The sequence below is a fragment of the Streptomyces sp. NPDC059002 genome, from assembly GCF_042740435.1.
In the GTDB taxonomy this organism is placed as follows: Bacteria; Actinomycetota; Actinomycetes; order Streptomycetales; family Streptomycetaceae; genus Streptomyces.
In genome coordinates this window covers 15163-35137 of the sequence record NZ_JBHYJI010000038.1, presented here as the reverse complement: position 1 = coordinate 35137, position 19975 = coordinate 15163, and the positions used below count along the sequence as shown (strand labels likewise).

The following is a 19975-nucleotide window of genomic DNA, read 5'->3' as shown; positions in this document are numbered from 1 at the left end:
TGGCAGCTGACCTTTTCGCACAGAAGTGGCGACACGCGATGACCAACGACGAAAAGCTCCTCTCCTACCTCAAGCGGGTCTCCGCCGACCTGCACCAGACCCGCAGGCGGCTGCGCGAGGTGGAGACCCAGGACCAGGAACCCATCGCGATCGTCGGGATGAGCTGCCGCTTCCCCGGCGGGGTCAGCACGCCCGAGGAGTTCTGGCGGCTCGTCCACGACGGCACCGACGCCATCGGTGACTTCCCGGACGACCGCGGCTGGGACATCGACTCGCTGTACGACCCCGACCCCGACGCCACGGGCAAGACCTATGTGAAGCGGGGCGGGTTCCTGCACGACGCGGGCGACTTCGAGCCGGACTTCTTCGGCATCAGCCCGCGCGAGGCGGTCGCGATGGACCCGCAGCAGCGGCTCCTCCTGGAAGTGTCGTGGGAGGCACTCGAACGGGCCAGGATCGCCCCGGACTCGGTGCACGGCAGCCGGGTCGGGGTGTTCGCGGGCACCAACGGACAGGACTACCGGGACCTGTTGGCGAAGATGCCGCAGGACACCGAGGCGGCGCTCGGCACCGGCGCCCTCGCCGCGGTGATCTCCGGCCGCATCTCCTACACCCTGGGCATCGAGGGGCCCGCGGTCACCATCGACACCGCGTGCTCCTCGGCCCTGGTCGCGGTCCACCTGGCCGTCCAGGCGCTGCGCGCCAAGGAATGCACGCTCGCCCTGGCGGGCGGCGCGACGGTGATGTCGACGCCTGGTTCGTTCGTCGCCTTCAGCCGTCAGCGGGGTCTGGCCCTGGACGGCCGGTGCAAGTCCTTCGCGGACGGCGCCGACGGCACCGGCTGGGGCGAGGGCGCGGGCATGCTGCTCCTGGAGCGGCTCTCGGACGCCCGCCGCAACGGACACGAGGTCCTGGCCGTGGTCCGTGGCTCGGCCGTCAACCAGGACGGCGCCTCCAACGGCCTGACCGCACCCAACGGCCCCTCCCAGCAGCGCGTCATCCGCGCCGCCCTCGCCGGGGCCCAGCTCACGCCCGCCGACGTGGACCTGGTCGAGGCGCACGGCACCGGCACCACCCTCGGCGACCCGATCGAGGCACAGGCGCTCCTCGCCACCTACGGCCAGGACCGCGCCGAGGAGAATCCGCTCTGGCTCGGCTCGGTCAAGTCCAACATCGGGCACACCCAGGCCGCCGCCGGTGTGGCCGGCATCATCAAGGTCGTCATGGCCCTGCGCCACGGCGTGCTGCCCAAGACGCTGCACGCCGACGAGCCGTCCACCAAGGTCGACTGGAGCGCGGGCAACATCCGTCTGCTCACGGACCACCACACGTGGTCCGACCCCGGCCGCCCCCGCCGCGCCGCGGTCTCCTCCTTCGGCGCCAGCGGCACCAACGCGCACACCATCATCGAGCAGGCCCCCGCGGAGGAGCAGGCCGAGACGGAGCCTGCCGGGTCTGCCGACTCCGACGCGCCCGAGCAGGCAGCGCCCGAGCCGCGCACCGCCCCGCCCCTGCTGCCCTGGCCCGTCTCGGGCCGCACCGAAGAGGCGCTGCGCGAACAGGCCGTACGCCTGTCGGGCGCCGTCCAAGCGCTGGACCCGGCCGACGTCGCGTACTCCCTCGCCGCCACCAGGACCGCCCACCAGTACCGTGCCGTGGTCCTCGGCGCCGACCTCGACGCGCTCCGCGCAGGACTGACCGAGGTCGCCGACGGCGCTCCCGGCGTCGTCCGGGGCCGCACCGTCAAGGGACAGACCGCCTTCCTGTTCACCGGGCAGGGCGCGCAGCGCGCGGGCATGGGCAAGGAACTGCACGCCCGCTTCCCGGTCTTCGCGCGCGCCTTCGACGAGATCTGCGCACTCTTCGGCGGCGGCCTGCGGGAGCTGGTGTTCGCCGCCGACCCCGCGCCGCTGAACCGCACCGAGCACACCCAGGCCGCGCTGTTCGCGTTCGAGGTGGCGCTGTACCGCCTGGTGGAGTCCTGGGGCCTGGCCCCCGACTACCTGGCGGGACACTCCATCGGCGAGATCGCGGCCGCTCATGTCGCGGGCGTCCTCGACCTGCGCGACGCCACCACGCTCGTCGCCGCCCGGGGCCGGCTCATGCAGGCCCTGCCCGAGGGCGGCGCCATGATCGCCGTGCGCGCCACCGAGGACGAGGTGGTGCCGCTGCTGACGGAGCACATCGGCATCGCCGCGGTCAACGGGCCCGGTTCCGTGGTGGTTTCCGGCGACAGCGCCGAGGCCGACGCGCTGGCCGCACGGTTCGACAAGACCCGGCGCCTGAAGGTCTCGCACGCCTTCCACTCGCCGCTCATGGAGCCGATGCTCACGGAGTTCCGCCGCGTCGCCGAGGGCCTCACCTACCACCGGGCCACCCTCCCCGTCGTCTCCAACGTCACCGGCGAACTCGCCGCCCAGGACCTCACGACCCCCGACTACTGGGTCCGTCACGTGCGCGACGCGGTCCGCTTCCACGACGGGATCCGCACCCTGCGCGCCGAGGGCGTCACCCGCTTCCTGGAGATCGGCCCGGACGCCGTCCTGACCGCCATGGCCCGGGAGTGCGTCGAGGGCGACGAGAGCGACGCGGTCCTCGCCGCGGCGAGCCGCCGCGAACGGGCCGAGACCGAGACCCTGCTCACCGCCCTCGCGCAGCTGTACGTCGCGGGCGCCCCGCTCGACTGGACCGCGCTGTTCACCGGCGCCCGCACGGTCGACCTGCCCACCACCGCCTTCCGGCGCGAACGGTTCTGGCCCGAACTCGCCACCGCCACCGGCGACGTGAGCTCCGCGGGCCTGGACTCCGCCGACCACCCGCTGCTCGGCGCGGCCACCGTCCTCGCCGACTCCGACAGTGCCGTGCTCACCGGACGCCTCTCGCTGCGTACCCACCCCTGGCTCGCCGACCACGTCGTCGGCGGTTCCGTGGTGGTGCCGGGCACCGCCATGGTCGAGCTCGCGGTCCGCGCCGGTGACCAGGTCGGCTGCGGGTACGTGGAGGAACTCGCCCTGGAAATACCGCTGGTGCTGCCCGAGGGCGACGGCGTGCGCGTCCAGGTCGCCGTCGGCGCGCCCGAGCAGGCCGGTACCCGCACCGTCCACGTGTACGCCCGCGCGGAGAACCTGCCCGCCGACGAGCCGTGGACCCTGCACGCCTCCGGCCTGCTCGGCCGCGCCCCGGCCGCCGTCGGCGCCCACCTCACCGACTGGCCTCCGCAGGACGCCGAAGAGCTGGACACCACGGGCCTGTACGCGCGGCACGCCGCCGCCGGACTGGACTACGGCCCCGTCTTCCAGGGCCTGCACGCCGCCTGGAAGCGCGGCGACGAGCTGTTCGCCGAGGTCCGGCTCGCGGAGCGGCCCGCCGCCGAAGCGGCCCGCTTCGGCCTGCACCCCGCGGCGTTCGACGCCGCCCTGCACGCCCTCGCGCTGCTCGGCGACGGATCGGCCGACGACACCGCCCGCCTGCCGTTCCTGTTCGCGGGCGTGTCCCTGCACGCCGTGGGCGCCTCCGTGCTGCGCGTACGCCTGGCGCCCAGCGGACCCGACGCGTTCGCCGTCGACCTGGCCGACGCCACCGGAGCCCCCGTCGCCACCGTCACCTCCCTGACGTCCCGGCCGCTGACCAACCTGCGCGCCGAGCGGGACGCGACGGCCGACGCGCTGTTCACCCTGGGCTGGCATCCGCTGCCCCTGGACACCGACGCCCCCGACACCGACCACCGCCTCCTGGAGAGCGCGCCCGGCGCCACCGCCGACGCCGTACGGGCCGCCCTGCACACCGCCCTCGCCGCCCTCCAGGACGACGACCCGCGGCCGCTGGCCGTCGTCACCCGGGGCGCGGTGCGCGTCGCGGACGAGGACGTGCCGGACCTGGCGGGCGCCGCCGTCTGGGGCCTGGTGCGCTCCGCGCAGTCGGAGAACCCCGACCGCTGCCTGCTCCTGGACCTCGAACCCGGCGCCGACGCGGACGCGTTGGTGCCCGCCGTCCTCGCCACCGGCGAACCCCAGGTCGCCGTGCGGGGCACCGCCGCCCACGCCGCCCGCCTGGTGCGCGCCGAGCAGGGCGCCGACGTCCTGGCACCGGACCTCGACCCCGAGGGCACCGTGCTGCTGACCGGCGCCACCGGCGGACTCGGGCCCGTCATCGCCCGACACCTGGTGACGGCCCACGGCGTGCGCCATCTCGCGCTGCTCAGCCGTGGCGGCGCAGCCGACGCCCTCGTCGCGGAACTCGCGGAGCTCGGCGCGCTGGCCACCGCGTACGCCTGCGACGTCGCGGACCGCGACGCCCTCGCCGCGGTCCTCGCCGACGTGAGTGCCGACCGTCCGCTGACCGCCGTCGTGCACGCCGCGGGCACCCTCGACGACGGCGTGGTGTCCTCGCTGACACCCGAGCGGATCGACGCGGTGCTGCGGCCCAAGGCCGACGGCGCGCTCCACTTGCACGAACTCACCGCGGACCACGACCTGTCGGCGTTCGTGCTCTTCTCCTCGGTCGCGGGCACCGTCGGCGCGCCGGGCCAGGGCAACTACGCCGCGGCCAACGCCTTCCTCGACGCCCTCGCCACCCACCGCCGCGCGCGGGGCGCGCCCGCGCTCTCGCTGGCCTGGGGCCCGTGGGCCGCCCTCACCGGCGGCATGGTCGGCACCCTCGACGACGCCGACCGCGCCCGGATCTCCCGCGGCGGCATGAGCGCCCTGTCGGCCGACGAGGGCACCGCCCTGTTCGACGCGGCGCTCCGCACCGGCCTGCCCGCCGTGGCACCCGTCCGCCTCAGCCTGCCCGCGCTGCGGGCCCAGGGCGCCTCGGCGGCACCGGTCTTCCGCGCCCTGGCCGGGCGCACCGTGCGCCGCGAGGCAGCGGGCGATGCCTCCGACTTCACCTTCGCCGAGCGGATCGCCGCCCTCGACGGCGAGGAGCGCACCGAGGCGCTGCTGCGCACCGTCCGCGTGCAGGTCGCGGCCGTCCTCGGCCACACCGACCCCGCCGCCGTCGAGGCCGACCGCGCCTTCAAGGACCTCGGCTTCGACTCGCTCGCCGCCATCGAGCTGCGCAACGCCCTGACCGCCGAGACCGGCCTGCGGCTGTCCGCCACGCTGATCTTCGACCACCCCTCGCCCCAAGCCCTCGCCGCCCACCTCGGCGCCCTGGCCGTCGGCGCCCGACCGGGCTCCCGGCGCCGGCGCACCGACCGGTCCCGGGCCGACGAGCCCCTGGCCATCGTCGGCATGGCCTGCCGCTACCCCGGCGGCGTACGCACCCCGCAGGACCTGTGGCGCCTTGTCGCCGACGGCACCGACGCCATCGGCCCCTTCCCCGACAACCGCGGCTGGGACGTCGACCGCATCGTCGACACCACCGGGCAGCGTCCCGACACCTCGTACGTCGGCGAGGGCGGCTTCCTGCACGACGCGGGCGCGTTCGACGCGTCGTTCTTCGGCATCAGCCCGAAGGAAGCCCTCGTCATGGACCCGCAGCAGCGGCTCCTCCTGGAGAGCGCGTGGGAGGCGCTGGAGAGCGCGGGCATCGACCCGGGCACGCTCAAGGGCAGCCGCACCGGTGTGTTCGCGGGTGTGCAGTACCACGACTACTTCGGCAGCTTCGGGTCCGGCAGCATCATCTCCGGCCGTGTGGCGTACACGCTCGGCCTGGAAGGCCCCTCGCTCTCCGTCGACACCGCCTGCTCCTCGTCGCTGGTCGCGCTGCACCTGGCGGCGCAGTCGCTGCGCCAGGGGGAGTCGACCCTCGCCCTGGTCGGCGGCGTCGCGGTGATGGCGACGCCCGAGACGTTCATCGAGTTCAGCCGCCAGGGCGCGCTGGCCCCGGACGCCCGCACGAAGGCCTTCGCCGACGCCGCGGGCGGGACCGTGTGGGGCGAGGGCGTCGGCGTCCTGGTCGTCGAGCGGTTGTCGGATGCACGGCGCAACGGCCACGAGGTGCTCGCGGTCGTACGCGGCTCGGCGGTGAACCAGGACGGTGCGTCCAACGGCCTGACCGCGCCGAACGGTCCGGCTCAGGAGCGCGTGATCGAACAGGCCCTGGAAGCCGCCCGGTTGACGGCGGCCGATGTGGACGTCGTCGAGGCGCACGGCACCGGCACCACGCTGGGTGACCCGATCGAGGCGCAGGCTCTGTTGAACACCTATGGCCAGGGCCGTTCCGAGGACGCGCCGTTGTGGCTCGGCTCGATCAAGTCGAACATCGGCCACACCCAGGCCGCGGCCGGTGTCGCGGGCGTCATCAAGATGGTCATGGCGATGCGTGAAGGCGTACTGCCGCGCACCCTCCACGTGGACGAGCCGTCGACGAAGGTGGACTGGTCGGCGGGCGCCGTACGGCTGTTGACCGAGGAGAGGGAGTGGTCCGACGCGGACCGTCCGCGGCGTGCGGGTGTGTCCTCCTTCGGGATCAGCGGCACCAACGCCCACATCGTCATCGAACAGGCACCCACCAAGGCCCCCGTACCCACCAAGGCCCCCGTACCCGCCGATGCGCCCGTACCCGCCACCGATGAGCAGGGCGGACCGGTCGTCCCCTGGCTGCTCACCGGCAAGACGCCCGCAGCCCTCGCAGGACAGGCCGCCTCGCTCCTCGCCCACCTCGACGCCCACCCCGGCCTCGACGCGTCCGACATCGGCTGGACGCTGGCCACCGCCCGCGCCCGCTTCGCCCACCGCGCGTCGATCACCGGCACCGACACCGGTGAACTGCGCGACGCGCTCGCGGCGTTGGCCCAGGGAACCACGGCCCCGGGCCTGACCGAGGCCACCGTGACGGGGCGCGCCAAGCCGGTGTTCGTCTTCCCCGGCCAGGGCTCCCAGTGGTCCGGCATGGCCGCCGAACTGATGGAGACGTCCCCGGCGTTCGCCGCCCGCATGGCCGAGTGCGCCGCCGCCATCGATCCGCACACCGACTGGGACTTCCACACCGAGCTGCGCGGCACGCTCGACAGCGTCGACGTCGTCCAGCCGCTGCTGTGGGCCGTCATGGTCTCCCTCGCGCACGCCTGGACCACCTGCGGCGTCACGCCCTCCGCGGTCATCGGCCACTCCCAGGGCGAGATCGCGGCCGCCTGTGTGGCCGGCGCGCTCTCCCTGGAGGACGGCGCCCGCATCGTCACGCTGCGCTCCAAGGCGATCGCCGTGGACCTGTCCGGCGGGGGCGGCATGATGTCCGTCGCCGAGGGCGCCGACGCGGTGCGGGCACGCATCGCCGAGTGGGACGGCCGCATTTCGGTCGCCGCCGTCAACGGCGCGGGCTCCACCGTGGTCTCCGGCGACGCCGACGCCCTGCACGAGCTCCGGGAGCGGCTGCGCACCGAGAACGTCCGCGCCAAGCTGCTCCCGGTGGACTACGCCTCGCACAGCGCGCACGTCGAGGCGATCCGCGAGCAGCTCCTCGACGTCCTCGACGGCGTACGTCCGCGCAGTACCGACGTGCCGTTCTACTCCACCGTCACCGGCGGCCTGATCGACACCGGGGAACTCGGCGCCGAGTACTGGTACACGAACCTGCGCGGCACCGTGCTCTTCGAGGAGGCCGTCCAGGCCGCCATCGGCGCCGGGCACGCCCTGTTCATCGAGGCCAGCCCGCACCCGGTGCTCACCGTCGGCATCCAGGAGACCGACGACGCCGTGGCCGCCATCGGCTCGCTGCGCCGCGACCACGGCGGCCGCGACCAGTTCGTGACCGCGCTCGGCGAGGCGTTCACGCACGGCGCGGCCGTCGACTGGGAAGCGGCCTGCGAGGGCCGCCGCCCGCGCCGCGTGCCGCTTCCCCCCTACGCCTTCCAGCACGAGTGGTACTGGCTGGACAGCAACGCGGGCGGCGCCGACGTCACTTCGGCGGGCCTGGCCCCCACCGACCACGCCCTGCTCGGCGCCGCCATGGTGCGCGCCGACAGCGAGGGAGCGGTCCTCACCGGCCGCCTCTCGGCCGGGACCCACCCCTGGCTGGCCGACCACCGGGTGGGCGGGCAATTGCTCTTCCCGGGCACCGGCCACCTCGAACTCGCCCTGCGCGCCGGTGACCAGGTCGGCTGCGGAGACATCGTCGAACTCACCCTGCAGGCACCGCTCGTGCTGCCCGAGCACGGCGCCGTCCAGCTCCAGGCCGTCGTCGGCGCGCCCGAGGGGGAGACCCGCCCGGTCACCGTGTTCTCGCGCCCCGAGGACCCCGACGAGGACCTCCCGTGGACCCGGCACGCCGACGGCCTGCTCGCGCCGACGGGCACGCTCCCGGCCGACGGCGAGAGCCTCACCGTATGGCCGCCGAAGGGCGCAGAGGCCATCCAACTGGAGGGTCTGTACGAGGAGTTGGCGGACATCGGGCTCGGGTACGGCCCCCTCTTCCAGGGCCTGCGGGCCGCCTGGCGGGCCGGGAGCGAGGTGTACGCGGAGGTGGCCACCGGCGCCACGGCCGACGGCTTCGGCCTGCACCCCGCCCTGTCGGACGCGGCCCTGCACACCGTCGGCCTGACCGACGCCGCCGCCGACGAGGCCCTGCTGCCGTTCTCCTGGTCCGGGGTGCGGCTGCACGCCACCGGCGCGACCGCGCTGCGGGTACGGGTCCGGGCGACCGGCGAGGGCACCGTCTCCCTGACGCTCGCCGACGCCGCGGGCGCCCCCGTCGCCACCGTCGACTCCCTCGTCCTGCGGCCCCTGCAGACCGAGGCGCTGGCCGCCGCGGCGCGCTCGGCCCGCGCCGGATCGCTGTACCGCGTCGACTGGGCCGCCGCACCCGCGCCGAAGGAGGCCGATGCGGTGCCCCTGGAGGTGCTGCGCGCGCCCGCGGGGACGAGCGCCACCGAGGTGCGCGCCGCCGTGACCGACGTACTCGACGGCCTGCGCACCCGTCTCGCGGACGACCGGCTCTCCGAGGCCACCCTCGTCGTCCTCACCGGGGCCGACCCGGCGGGCGCGGCGGCGGGCGGCCTGGTGCGCTCGGCGCAGACGGAGAACCCGGACCGCATCGTCCTGGTCGAGGCGGCGGAGGAGCCCGGCGCGAGCCTGCTCGCCGAGGCCGTCGCCACCGGCGAGCCCCATCTGGCCTACCGCGACGGCGCGCTGAAGGTGCCCAGGCTGGCCAGGACCGCACCGGCCGAGGACGCCACGACCCCGGCAGGACTGGGCGAGGGCACCGTCCTGGTCACCGGCGCGAGCGGCGCCCTGGGCGGCATCGTCGCCCGCCACCTCGTCACCGCATGGCACGCCCGGCACCTGCTGCTGCTCAGCCGCTCCGGTGCCGCCGACGAACTCGTCACGGAACTCACCGAGTTGGGCGCCGTGGTCACCAGCGCCGCCTGCGACGTCGCCGACCGCGCCGCGCTCGCCGCCGTCCTGGACGCCGTCCCCGCCGACCGGCCGCTGACCGCCGTCGTCCACGCGGCGGGCGTCCTCGCCGACGGCGTGCTGTCCTCGCTCACCCCCGAGCGGATCGACACGGTGTTCCGGCCCAAGGTCGACGCCGCCTGGCACCTGCACGAACTGACCGCGGACCTCGACCTGTCGGCGTTCGTCCTGTTCTCATCGGCCGCCGCCACCCTCGGCTCCCCGGGCCAGGGCAACTACGCCGCCGCCAACGCCTACCTCGACGCCCTCGCCGCCCACCGGCGGGCGGCCGGACTGCCCGCGCACTCCCTGGCGTGGGGTCTGTGGGCCCAGGCGAGCGGCATGACCGGCACGCTCGACGAGAGCGACAAGTCCCGCATCGCGCGCGGCGGTGTGGCACCGCTGGAGACCGAGGAGGGCCTCGCCCTCTTCGACGCCGCCCTGCGCGGGCCCGACCCGGCGGTCCTGCCGGTCAAGCTGGATCCCGCCGGGCTGCGCGCCCAAGGCCCCGCGCTCGCCCCGCTGTTCCGCTCGCTGGTCCCGGCCCAGCGGGGCAGCGCGGCCGGACAGGCCACCGCGGCGGGCGGCGCCGACTCGCTCCGCGACCGGCTCGCCGCCCTCCTGGAGATCGAGCGCGAACCGTTCCTCACCGAACTGGTGCGCAGCCACGTCGCCACGCTCCTCGGCTACAAGTCGGCGCAGAACGTGGGCAGTTCCCTGCCCTTCAGGGAACTGGGCTTCGACTCGCTGGCCGCTGTCGAACTGCGCAACAGGCTCACCGCGGCCACCGGCCTGCGGCTGCCCGCGACGCTGGTCTTCGACCACCCCACCCCGGCCGAACTCGCCCGCTTCCTGCTCGGCGAGCTCACCGCCACCCTGAGCACCCCGGCGGACATCGCCCCGGCCGCCGCCCGCCGCGCCGCCGCCGACGAGCCGATCGCCATCATCGGCATGGGCTGCCGCTTCCCCGGCGACATCGACTCGCCCGAGGACCTGTGGCGGCTGATCTCCGAAGGGCGGGACGCCATCGGCGAGTTCCCCGCCGACCGCGGCTGGGACGTCGACTCCCTGTACGACCCGACCCTGGACAGGACCGGCACCAGCTACACCCGGCACGGCGCGTTCCTCTACGGCGCCGCAGACTTCGACCCCGCCTTCTTCGCCATGGACGCCGAGGAGGCCGAGGTCACCGACCCGCAGCAGCGGCTGCTCCTGGAGACCTCCTGGGAGGCCCTTGAGCGCGCCTCCATCGACCCGGCCACCCTGCGCGGCTCCGACACGGGCGTCTTCGCGGGCGTCATGTACCACGACTACTTCGGCAGCTTCGGCTCCGGCAGCGTCGTCTCCGGCCGCGTCGCCTACACCCTGGGCCTGGAGGGCCCGACCCTCTCGGTCGACACCGCCTGCTCCTCCTCGCTGGTCGCACTGCACCTGGCCGCCCAGTCGCTGCGGCAGGGCGACTGCTCCCTGGCCCTTGCCGGGGGAGTGACCGTCATGGCGACCCCGGGCACCTTCGTGGAGTTCAGCCGTCACCGCGGCCTCTCCCGCGACGGGCGGTGCAGGCCGTTCGCCGACGCGGCAGACGGCACGGGATTCGGCGAGGGCGCGGGCGTACTCCTCCTGGAGAAGCTCTCCGACGCCCGCCGCAACGGCCACCAGGTGCTCGCCGTGCTGCGCGGCACCGCCGTCAACCAGGACGGCGCGTCCAACGGCATCACCGCGCCCAACGGCCCCGCCCAGCAGCGCGTCATCCGCCGCGCCCTGGAGACGGCGGCCGTGTCCGCGGCCGAGGTCGACGTGGTCGAGGCGCACGGCACCGGCACCACCCTGGGCGACCCGATCGAGGCCCAGGCGCTGATCGCCACCTACGGCGCGGACCACACCGCGGACAATCCGCTGTGGCTCGGCTCGGTCAAGTCCAACCTCGGCCACACCCAGGCCGCCGCCGGTGTCGCGGGCGTCATCAAGATGGTGCAGGCCATCCGCCACGAGACCCTGCCCGCCACCCTCGGCGTCGACGCGCCGTCACGGCACGTCGAGTGGGAGGACGGGAACGTACGTCTCCTCACCGAGTCGCGCGCCTGGCCCGACCCCGGACACCCCCGGCGCGCCGGAGTCTCCTCCTTCGGCATCTCCGGCACCAACGCGCACGTGGTCATCGAGGCCGCCCCGGCCGATGAGCCCGCCGAGGCGCCCGCCGCCCCGACGGCGGGACCCGTGCCGTGGCTGCTGTCCGGCCACACCCCGCGGGCCCTGCGTGCCCAGGCCGCCCGGCTCCTCGATCACCTGGCCGCCGTCCAGGACGCCGATCCGCACAGGATCGCCGGAGCGCTCGCCACCGCCCGCACCGCGCTCGCCCACCGCGCCGCCGTCGTCGGCCACGGCCTCGACGAACTGATGGCGGGCGTACGGGCCGTCGCGGAAGGCACCGCACCGGCGCAGGGCACGACCGGCACGGCGACCGACGGGAAGCTTGCCTTCCTGTTCTCCGGGCAGGGCTCCCAACTGCCGGGCATGGGCGCGCGGCTCGCCGAGGCGTTCCCCGCGTTCGCGGCCGCCTTCGACGAGGTATGCGCCCACCTGGACCCGCTCCTGGAGCGGCCGCTCGCCGAAGTCCTCGACTCCGCCGACCTGTTGGCGCGCACCGAGTACACCCAGCCCGCCCTGTTCGCCGTCGAGGTCGCCCTGTACCGGCTCCTTGAGTCCTTCGGCGTACGGCCCGACGTGCTGGCGGGCCACTCCGTCGGCGAGTTCGCCGCCGCCCACGTCGCGGGCGTCCTCACCCTGGCGGACGCCTGCGCCCTGATCGCCGCGCGCGGCCGCCTCATGCAGGCGCTGCCCGAGGGCGGCGTGATGATCGCCGTCAAGGCCACCGAGGACGCCGTCGGCCCGCTGCTCACCGAAGGCGTGGGCATCGCCGCGGTCAACGGTCCCGACTCCGTGGTCCTGTCCGGCGAGGCGGACGCGGCCCGCGCCGTCGCCGCCCGCTTCGAGCGCACCAAGGAACTCGACGTCAGCCACGCCTTCCACTCGGCGCTGATGGAACCGATGCTCCAGGAGTTCCGCGAGATCGCCGAGTCGGTGACGTACGGCACCCTGCGCATCCCGCTGGTGTCCACCCTCACCGGCGCCCCGGCCGCTCCGGAAGAGCTGTCGACGGCGGAGTACTGGGTGCGCCACGCCCGCGAGGCGGTCCGCTTCGCCGACGCCGTCGCGGCCCTGGAGGACCTGGGCGTACGGAAGTTCGCCGAGGTCGGCCCCGGCAGCGCCCTCACCGCGGCGGCCGGGGAGAGCCTGCGCGAGGACGGCACGGGCGCCGTCGTGCCGCTGCTGCGCAAGGACCGCGAGGAACCCGTGGCGCTGCTCGGCGGCCTGGCCGCCCTGCACGTGCACGGCACCACCGTCGACTGGGCCTCGCTGCTGCCGCACCGCGACGCCTCGGACCTGCCCACCTACGCCTTCCAGCGCAGCCGTTACTGGATGAACGGTGACGTCACAGGACCCCGCGCCCGTGCCGACCACCCGCTGCTCGGCACCGCCGTGGAGCTCGCGGGAACCGATGGCGCCCTGTACACCGGTCACCTGTCGCTCGCCGAGCACCCGTGGATCGCGGACCACGCCGTCGGCGGCGTGCCGCTGCTCCCGGGCACCGCGTTCGTCGAGATGGCACTCGCCGCCGGAGCCCGCACGGGCTGCGGATCCGTCGAGGAACTCACCATCGCCGAACCCCTGGTGCTGCCCGACGAAGAAGCCGTGCGGCTCCAGTGCACCGTCGGCGAACCGGACGCCGTCGGCGCCCGCGCCTTCCAGGTGTACTCCGCGGTGGCCGACGGCGACCCCTGGACGACGCACGCCACCGGAGTGCTGCGCCCCGGCCGGAACACCGCTGCCCATGACCTGACGGTCTGGCCCCCGGTCGGCGCCGAACCCGTCGACGTGGCAGACCTGTACGAGCGTCTCGCCGAACTCGGCGCCCAGTACGGGCCCCACTTCCAAGGGCTGCGGGCGGCCTGGCGGACGCACGACGCGGTGTACGCCGAAGTCGACGTTCCCACCGGCGGCACCGGCGGCGAACTCGGCCTGCACCCCGCGCTGTTCGACGCGGCACTGCACGCCATCGGGCTGCGCGAGGGTGCCGAGGAACGCATGAAGCTGCCGTTCGCCTGGAGCGGCGTCGACCTGCATGCCGTGGGCGCGACCGCGCTGCGGGTGCGGATCGCCCCGAACGGGCCCGACGCGGTGACCATCGACGCCGCCGACCCCGCCGGGAAACCGGTGGTGAGCGTGGCATCCCTGTCGCTGCGGGCGGTCAGCCCCGAGCGGATCGCCGCGGCCGCCGCCGGAGGCGTGGACGGCCTGTACGCCCTCGACTGGGCGCCGGTGCCCGGTGACGCGGCCCCGCAGGCCGGGCGCTGGACGGTGGTCGGCCCTGGCGCCGACGCGTTCGCGGACGCGCTGGCCGGCGAGGTCGCCGAGGTGACCGTCGCGTCCGGCCTGGAGGAGGCCGCCGCCGGTGCCGGGACCACCCCGGACACCGTCGTCCTCGTCCACACCGGAGGGACAGGGCCGGACGGGACGGGGCTGGGCGGCACGGATCCCGAGAGGGTGCGCGCCGGGACGTATGCGCTGCTCGACCAGGTGCGGACCTGGCTGGCCGACGAGCGGTTCGCCGACGCCACCCTGGTCGTGGCGACCCGCGGCGCGGCCGGGCCCGCCCCCGAGGACGTCACCGACCTCGGCGGCGCCGCTGCCTGGGGTCTGCTGCGCTCGGCGCAGTCCGAGCACCCCGACCGCATCGTGCTCGCCGACCTCGACGGCTCCGAGGCGTCGTACCGCGCGCTGCCCTCGGCCGTCGCCTGCGGCGAGCAGCAACTCGCCCTGCGCGAGGGCGCGGTGAGCGCGCCGAGGCTGGTCCGCGCACCGCGCCGGGCCGAGGACACCCCGGTCGACTGGTCCGGCGGGGTCCTGCTCACCGGCGGCACCGGGGCACTGGGACGCCTGGTGGCACGCCACCTGGTCACGGCCCACGGCGCGCCCCGCCTGGTCCTGCTCAGCCGCCGCGGACCCGACGCACCTGGCGCGCCCGAACTGCGCGAGGAACTCACCGAGCTCGGCGCCGAGGTGACCGTGGTCGCCTGTGACGCCGCCGACCGCGAGGAACTGGCCCGCGTCCTGGCCGCACACCCGGTGACGGCAGTGGTGCACACCGCGGGCGTCCTGGACGACGGCATGCTCACCTCGCTGACGCCCGAGCGCCTCGACGGGGTGCTGCGGCCGAAGGCGGACGCCGCCTGGCACCTGCACGAGCTCACCAAGGACCGCCCGCTCACGGCGTTCGTGCTGTTCTCGTCGGCGGCAGGCCTGCTCGGCAGCCCCGGCCAGTCCTCGTACGCCTGCGCCAACGCCTTCCTCGACGGCCTGGCCGCGCACCGCAGGTCGCTCGGTCTGCCCGCGGTCTCCCTGTCGTGGGGCGCCTGGGCCGGCAGCGGCGGCATGGCCGACCGTCTCGACGACACCGACAGCCGCCGGATGGCGTCCGGCGGGGTGCTCGCCCTCGACGAGGAGACCGGGCTCGCTCTCTTCGACCTGGCTGCGGGCCGGGAGGAAGCGGTCCTGATGCCGGTGCGCCTGGACCTTGCCGCCCTTGGGGGTTCCGGCCGGGTCCCGCCGATGCTGCGCGGCCTCGTCCGGTCCCCGCACCGGGTCGCCCCCGCCGCGGCAACGGCCGCATCGACGGCGCTGCGGAGCGAACTGGCCTCCCTGGAGGCGGCGGACCGGGCCCCCAGGCTGCTCGACCTGGTCCGGACCGAAGCGACCCAGGTGCTCGGCATCGACTCGTTCGAACCGGGCCTGGCCTTCAACGAGTTGGGCTTCGACTCACTGACCGCCGTCGAATTCCGCAACCGCCTCAACGAAGTCACCGGGTTGCGGCTGCCCGCCACCCTCATCTTCGACCACCCCAACCCGGCCGCGCTCGCCGACCACCTCACCACCGAGCTGACGCCACGTCAGCGCACCGCGCAGGACGCCGAGGAGGACGCCGTCCGGCGGGCGCTGACCGCCATCCCGGTGGCCGCGCTGCGCGACGCGGGCCTGCTGGACAACCTGCTGGAACTGGCCGGTCTGCGTCCCGCGGGAGAACCGGACGCGAGCGGCGCACAAGGCCGTGCGTCGATCGACGCGATGGATGCGGAGAGTCTGATCAGCATGGCGCTCGACGACCTCGTCGGCGACGAGGACGCCCTGTGACAAGGAGCCCTGTGACAAGCCCTGTGACGAACCAGGACACCAGGATGGTCGAGGCGCTCCGCGCCTCGCTCAAGGAGACCGAGCGGCTGCGGGAGCGCAACCGTGCCCTGACCGCGGCGGCGCGTGAACCGATCGCCGTCGTCGGCATGGCCTGCCGCTATCCAGGAGGCGTCCGCTCGCCGGAGGAGTTGTGGGACCTCGTCGCGCGCGGCGGGGACGGCATCACGCCGTTCCCCGCCGACCGCGGCTGGGACCCGGACCTCTACGACCCGGAGCCGGGCAAGGAAGGCCGGTCCTACACCCGCGAGGGCGGATTCCTGCACGACGCGGGCGACTTCGACGCCGGGTTCTTCGGCATCAGTCCCCGCGAGGCGCTGGTGATGGACCCGCAGCAGCGGCTGCTCCTCGAAGGCTCGTGGGAGGCGCTGGAGAGCGCGGGCATCGATCCGGCGACCCTGCGCGGCAGCCGGACCGGGGTGTTCGCGGGGCTGATGTACCACGACTACTTCGGCAGCTTCGGCTCCGGCAGCATCGTCTCCGGCCGCGTCGCCTACACCCTGGGCCTCGAGGGCCCCACCCTCACCGTCGACACCGCCTGCTCCTCGTCCCTGGTCACGCTGCACCTGGCCGCCCAGTCCCTGCGCCAGGGCGAGTCGACGCTCGCCCTGGCCGGGGGAGTGACGGTCATGGCGTCTCCGGGCACCTACGTGGAGTTCAGCCGCCAGGGCGCGCTGTCTCCGGACGGCCGGTGCCGGTCCTTCGCCAAGGACGCCAACGGCACCGGGTTCGCCGAAGGCCTCGGCGTACTCGTCCTGGAGCGCCTCTCGGACGCGCGGCGCAACGGACACGACGTCCTCGCCGTCCTGCGCGGCTCGGCCGTCAATCAGGACGGCGCGTCCAACGGCCTGACCGCGCCCAACGGCCCGTCCCAGCAGCGGGTCATCCAACAGGCCCTGGCGGCGGCCAGGTTGTCGGGCGCCGACGTGGACGCGGTCGAGGCGCACGGCACCGGCACCACGCTCGGCGACCCGATCGAGGCGCAGGCGCTCCTCGCCACGTACGGCCAGGAGCGGCCAGGGCACGCGCCCTTGTGGCTCGGCTCGGTGAAGTCCAACATCGGGCACACCCAGGCCGCCGCCGGTGTGGCGGGCGTCATCAAGATGGTCATGGCGATGCGGAACGGCGTACTCCCGCCGACCCTGCACGCGGCCGACCCGTCCGACCAGGTCGACTGGTCGACCGGCAGCGTCCGGCTGCTGACCGAGGCACGGCCGTGGCCGCGGGGCGACCGCCCGCGCCGCGCGGGAGTCTCGTCGTTCGGCATCAGCGGCACGAACGCGCACGTCATCGTGGAGCAGGGGGAGGACGAGTCCGGAGCACCGGTCGGGGGCGGGATCGCTGCTCCCGGCGGGGCGGCGGCCTCGGGTGAGGCGGTGACCTCGCGTGAGACGGCAGTTTCCGGCCCCTCGGCAGTCTCCCGTGCGGCGGCCACCCCCAGTGGGGCGGTGGCCCCTGGTGATGCGGCAGCTCCGCGTGAGGAGGCAACCCTCAGCGAGGTGAGCGCCCCGCGTGAAGCGGTGTCTCTCCGTCAGGCGGTGGCCCCGAGCGAGGCGACGGCCGGTGAGGGGGCGGTGGCCCCGAGCGAGGCGACGGCCCGTGATGGGGCGGTGGCCCCGAGCGAGGCGACGGCCCGTGAGGGGGCGGTGGCCCCGAGCAAGGCAACGGCCCGTGATGAGGCGGCGGCCCCGAGCAAGGCGACGGCCCGTGATGGGGCGACCGCTTCTGATGGGGCGACCGCTCCTGATGAGGCGAGCACCCCCGCCCTCCTCTGGCCCCTCTCCGCCCGCTCCGCGCAGGCCCTGCCCGCGCAGGCCGAGCGGCTGCGTGCCTTCGTCGAGGGGCGGCCGGGGCTCCACCCCGCCGCCGTCGCCCGGGAGTTGGGCACCCGGCGGGCCGCCTTCGGGCACCGGGCCGCCGTCACCGGCGCGGACCGGGAGCAGCTTCTCGCGGGGCTGCGTGCGCTCGCGTCGGGCGACGGCTCGCCCGGCGCCGTCACCGGACGGGCCCGCACCGGTGCGCGGACGGCGTTCCTGTTCACCGGACAGGGCGCGCAGCGGTTCGGCATGGGGCTCGAACTGCGCGCGCACTACCCGGTGTTCGCCGACGCCTTCGACGAGATCGACGCGGAGCTCGGCCTTGACCTGGCCGGGGTGCTCGGTGGCGACGACCAGGACGTGATGCACCGGACGCGGTACGCGCAGACCGGCCTCTTCGCCTACGAAGTGTCGCTGTTCCGGCTCCTGGAGTCCTGGGGGATACGTCCCGACCACCTCGCGGGGCATTCCATCGGCGAACTCGCCGCCGCTCATGTGGCGGGCGTCCTCACCCTCAAGGACGCCTGCACCCTGGTCGCCGCCCGCGGCCGCCTCATGCAGGATCTGCCCGAGGGCGGCGCGATGGTCGCCGTGCGGGCGGGGGAGGACGAGGTCCGCCCGCTGCTCGACGAGCGGGTCGGCCTGGCCGCCGTCAACGGCCCGGCGTCCGTGGTGCTTTCCGGCGAGCGCGAGGCGGTGCTCGCCGCCGCCGAGGGCTTCGCGAAGACCAGGAGACTGACCGTCTCGCACGCCTTCCACTCGCCCTTGATGGACGCGATGCTCGACGACTTCCGCGCGGTCGCCGAGAGCCTGTCCTTCCAGCCCCCGGCCATCCCACTGGTGTCCACCCTGACCGGCCGCCCGGCGGGCGCCGACGAACTGTGCGACCCCGGCTACTGGGTACGCCACGTCCGGGGGACCGTCCGGTTCGCCGATGCCGTCGCCGCCCTCTCCGGACTCGGCGTCACCCGCTTCGTGGAGCTCGGCCCCGACGCCGTACTGACCGGAATGGCCCGCGAGTGCGCCACCGCGGAGGCCGCGACGTTCACCGCGCTCGGCCGGAAGAACGGCGCCGAACCCGCCGCCCTCCTGTCCGGCCTCGCCCGGCTGCACACCGACGGCCTCTCGCCCAACTGGCAGGCCCTGTTCCCCGGGACGGACCGCGTCGCCCTGCCCACGTACGCGTTCCAGCGGGAGCGGTACTGGCTGAACGCCGACGTCCCCCTCACCGTCGACCCGCTCGCCGTCACGACAGCCGCTCAGCCGTCCCCCGAGTCGCCCGGCGACACGGCGGCGCCGCTGCGTGCCCGCCTCGCCGAGGCCTCCCCGCAGGAGCAGGAGGCCCTGCTGACGGACGTGGTGCGGGCCCAGGCCGCCGCCGTCCTCGGCCACGCGGGAGCGGAGGCCGTCGAAGCCGACGCCGTGTTCCTCGAGGTCGGCATGGACTCCGTCTCCGCGGCCGAACTGCGCGGCGCCATCGGCACCGTCCTCGGCACGACCGTCGCGGCGAGCGCTGTCTTCGACCACGGCACACCCGCCGCGCTCGCCGCTCACCTGCGCGAGCGGCTGGCCCACAGTGACCGGGACCGCGCACCGGACGAGGGGCCCGACACCGAGTCGATCGGCGGACTGCTGCGCCGCGCCGCGGCGGAGGGGCGGATGGCGAAGGGCTTCGATCTCCTGAAGGCGGTCGCCGAGATCCTGCCCGGCTTCTCCACGGTCGCCGAACTGGGTCAAGTGCCCGCCCCTGTACGGCTGTCCACGGGGGAAGGAACACCCCGGCTGATCTGCCTGCCGTCGCCGATGGCACTCGGCGGCGCCCACCAGTACGCGCGGTTCGCCGCCCACTTCCGCGGCCGCCACGACGTCCTCGTGCCCGTGATCCCCGGCTTCGTCCCCGGCGAGGCCCTGCCCCGCACCGTGGACGCCGTCGTCGACGTGGTCGTCGAGGGCATCCGCGCGGCCTCGGCCGACGGCCGGCCGTTCGTCCTCGTGGGGTACTCCTCCGGCGGCCAGTTCGCGCACGCGGCGGCCGAGGTCCTGGAGAAGGCGGGCACTCCGGCGGCGGGAGTGGTCCTGCTGGACACCTACTTGCCCGGCGACGAGGGCAAGGACGAGCTGTGGCGTCAGATGTTCGACGGCATGCTGGACCGTGAGTCGTCCCTGGGCGGATTCAGCACCGCGCGGCTCGCCGCGATGAGCCGCTACAGCGACCTGATCGTCGACTGCATGCCGGGCGCGCTCGCGGCACCGGTGCTGTTCGTACGGCCCACCACGTCGTTCGCCGCCGGAGCCGGTACCGAGGAGTGGCGTGCCACCTGGTCGGGCGACCACACGCTGAGCGAGGTGCCCGGCAACCACTTCACGATCCTGGAGGACTCCGTCGTCCCCACCGCGGAGGCAGTGGCGGAATGGCTGGACGGCCGGGACAGCGAGCGGGAAACCGTGTGACAGAAACAGCCCGAGGGGCGGGGGGGGGGGGGGGGCGGCGCCCCCCCCCCGCGCGGGACCCCCGCC

General features: G+C 74.9%; 1 protein-coding gene and 3 pseudogenes. All 4 read left to right on the top strand.

All coding sequences use genetic code 11. The features are described 5' to 3' along the window. Positions 1-38 precede the first annotated feature (38 nt). Positions 39-6239, top strand: a pseudogene (locus ACFWZ2_RS28790) (SDR family NAD(P)-dependent oxidoreductase); the annotation flags it as partial. 12 nt (positions 6240-6251) lie between these two features. Next, a pseudogene (locus ACFWZ2_RS28785) lies at positions 6252-10130 on the top strand (SDR family NAD(P)-dependent oxidoreductase); the annotation flags it as partial. A gap of 156 nt (positions 10131-10286) precedes the next feature. Then, positions 10287-14804 (top strand): annotated as a pseudogene (locus tag ACFWZ2_RS28780) (SDR family NAD(P)-dependent oxidoreductase); the annotation flags it as partial. Further along, positions 14801-19909, top strand: coding sequence for a beta-ketoacyl synthase N-terminal-like domain-containing protein (locus ACFWZ2_RS28775; RefSeq protein ID WP_384550506.1), 5109 nt, complete (start codon positions 14801-14803; stop codon positions 19907-19909). The pseudogene ACFWZ2_RS28780 and the gene ACFWZ2_RS28775, both read left to right, overlap by 4 nt. The last annotated feature ends 66 nt before the right edge of the window (positions 19910-19975 follow it).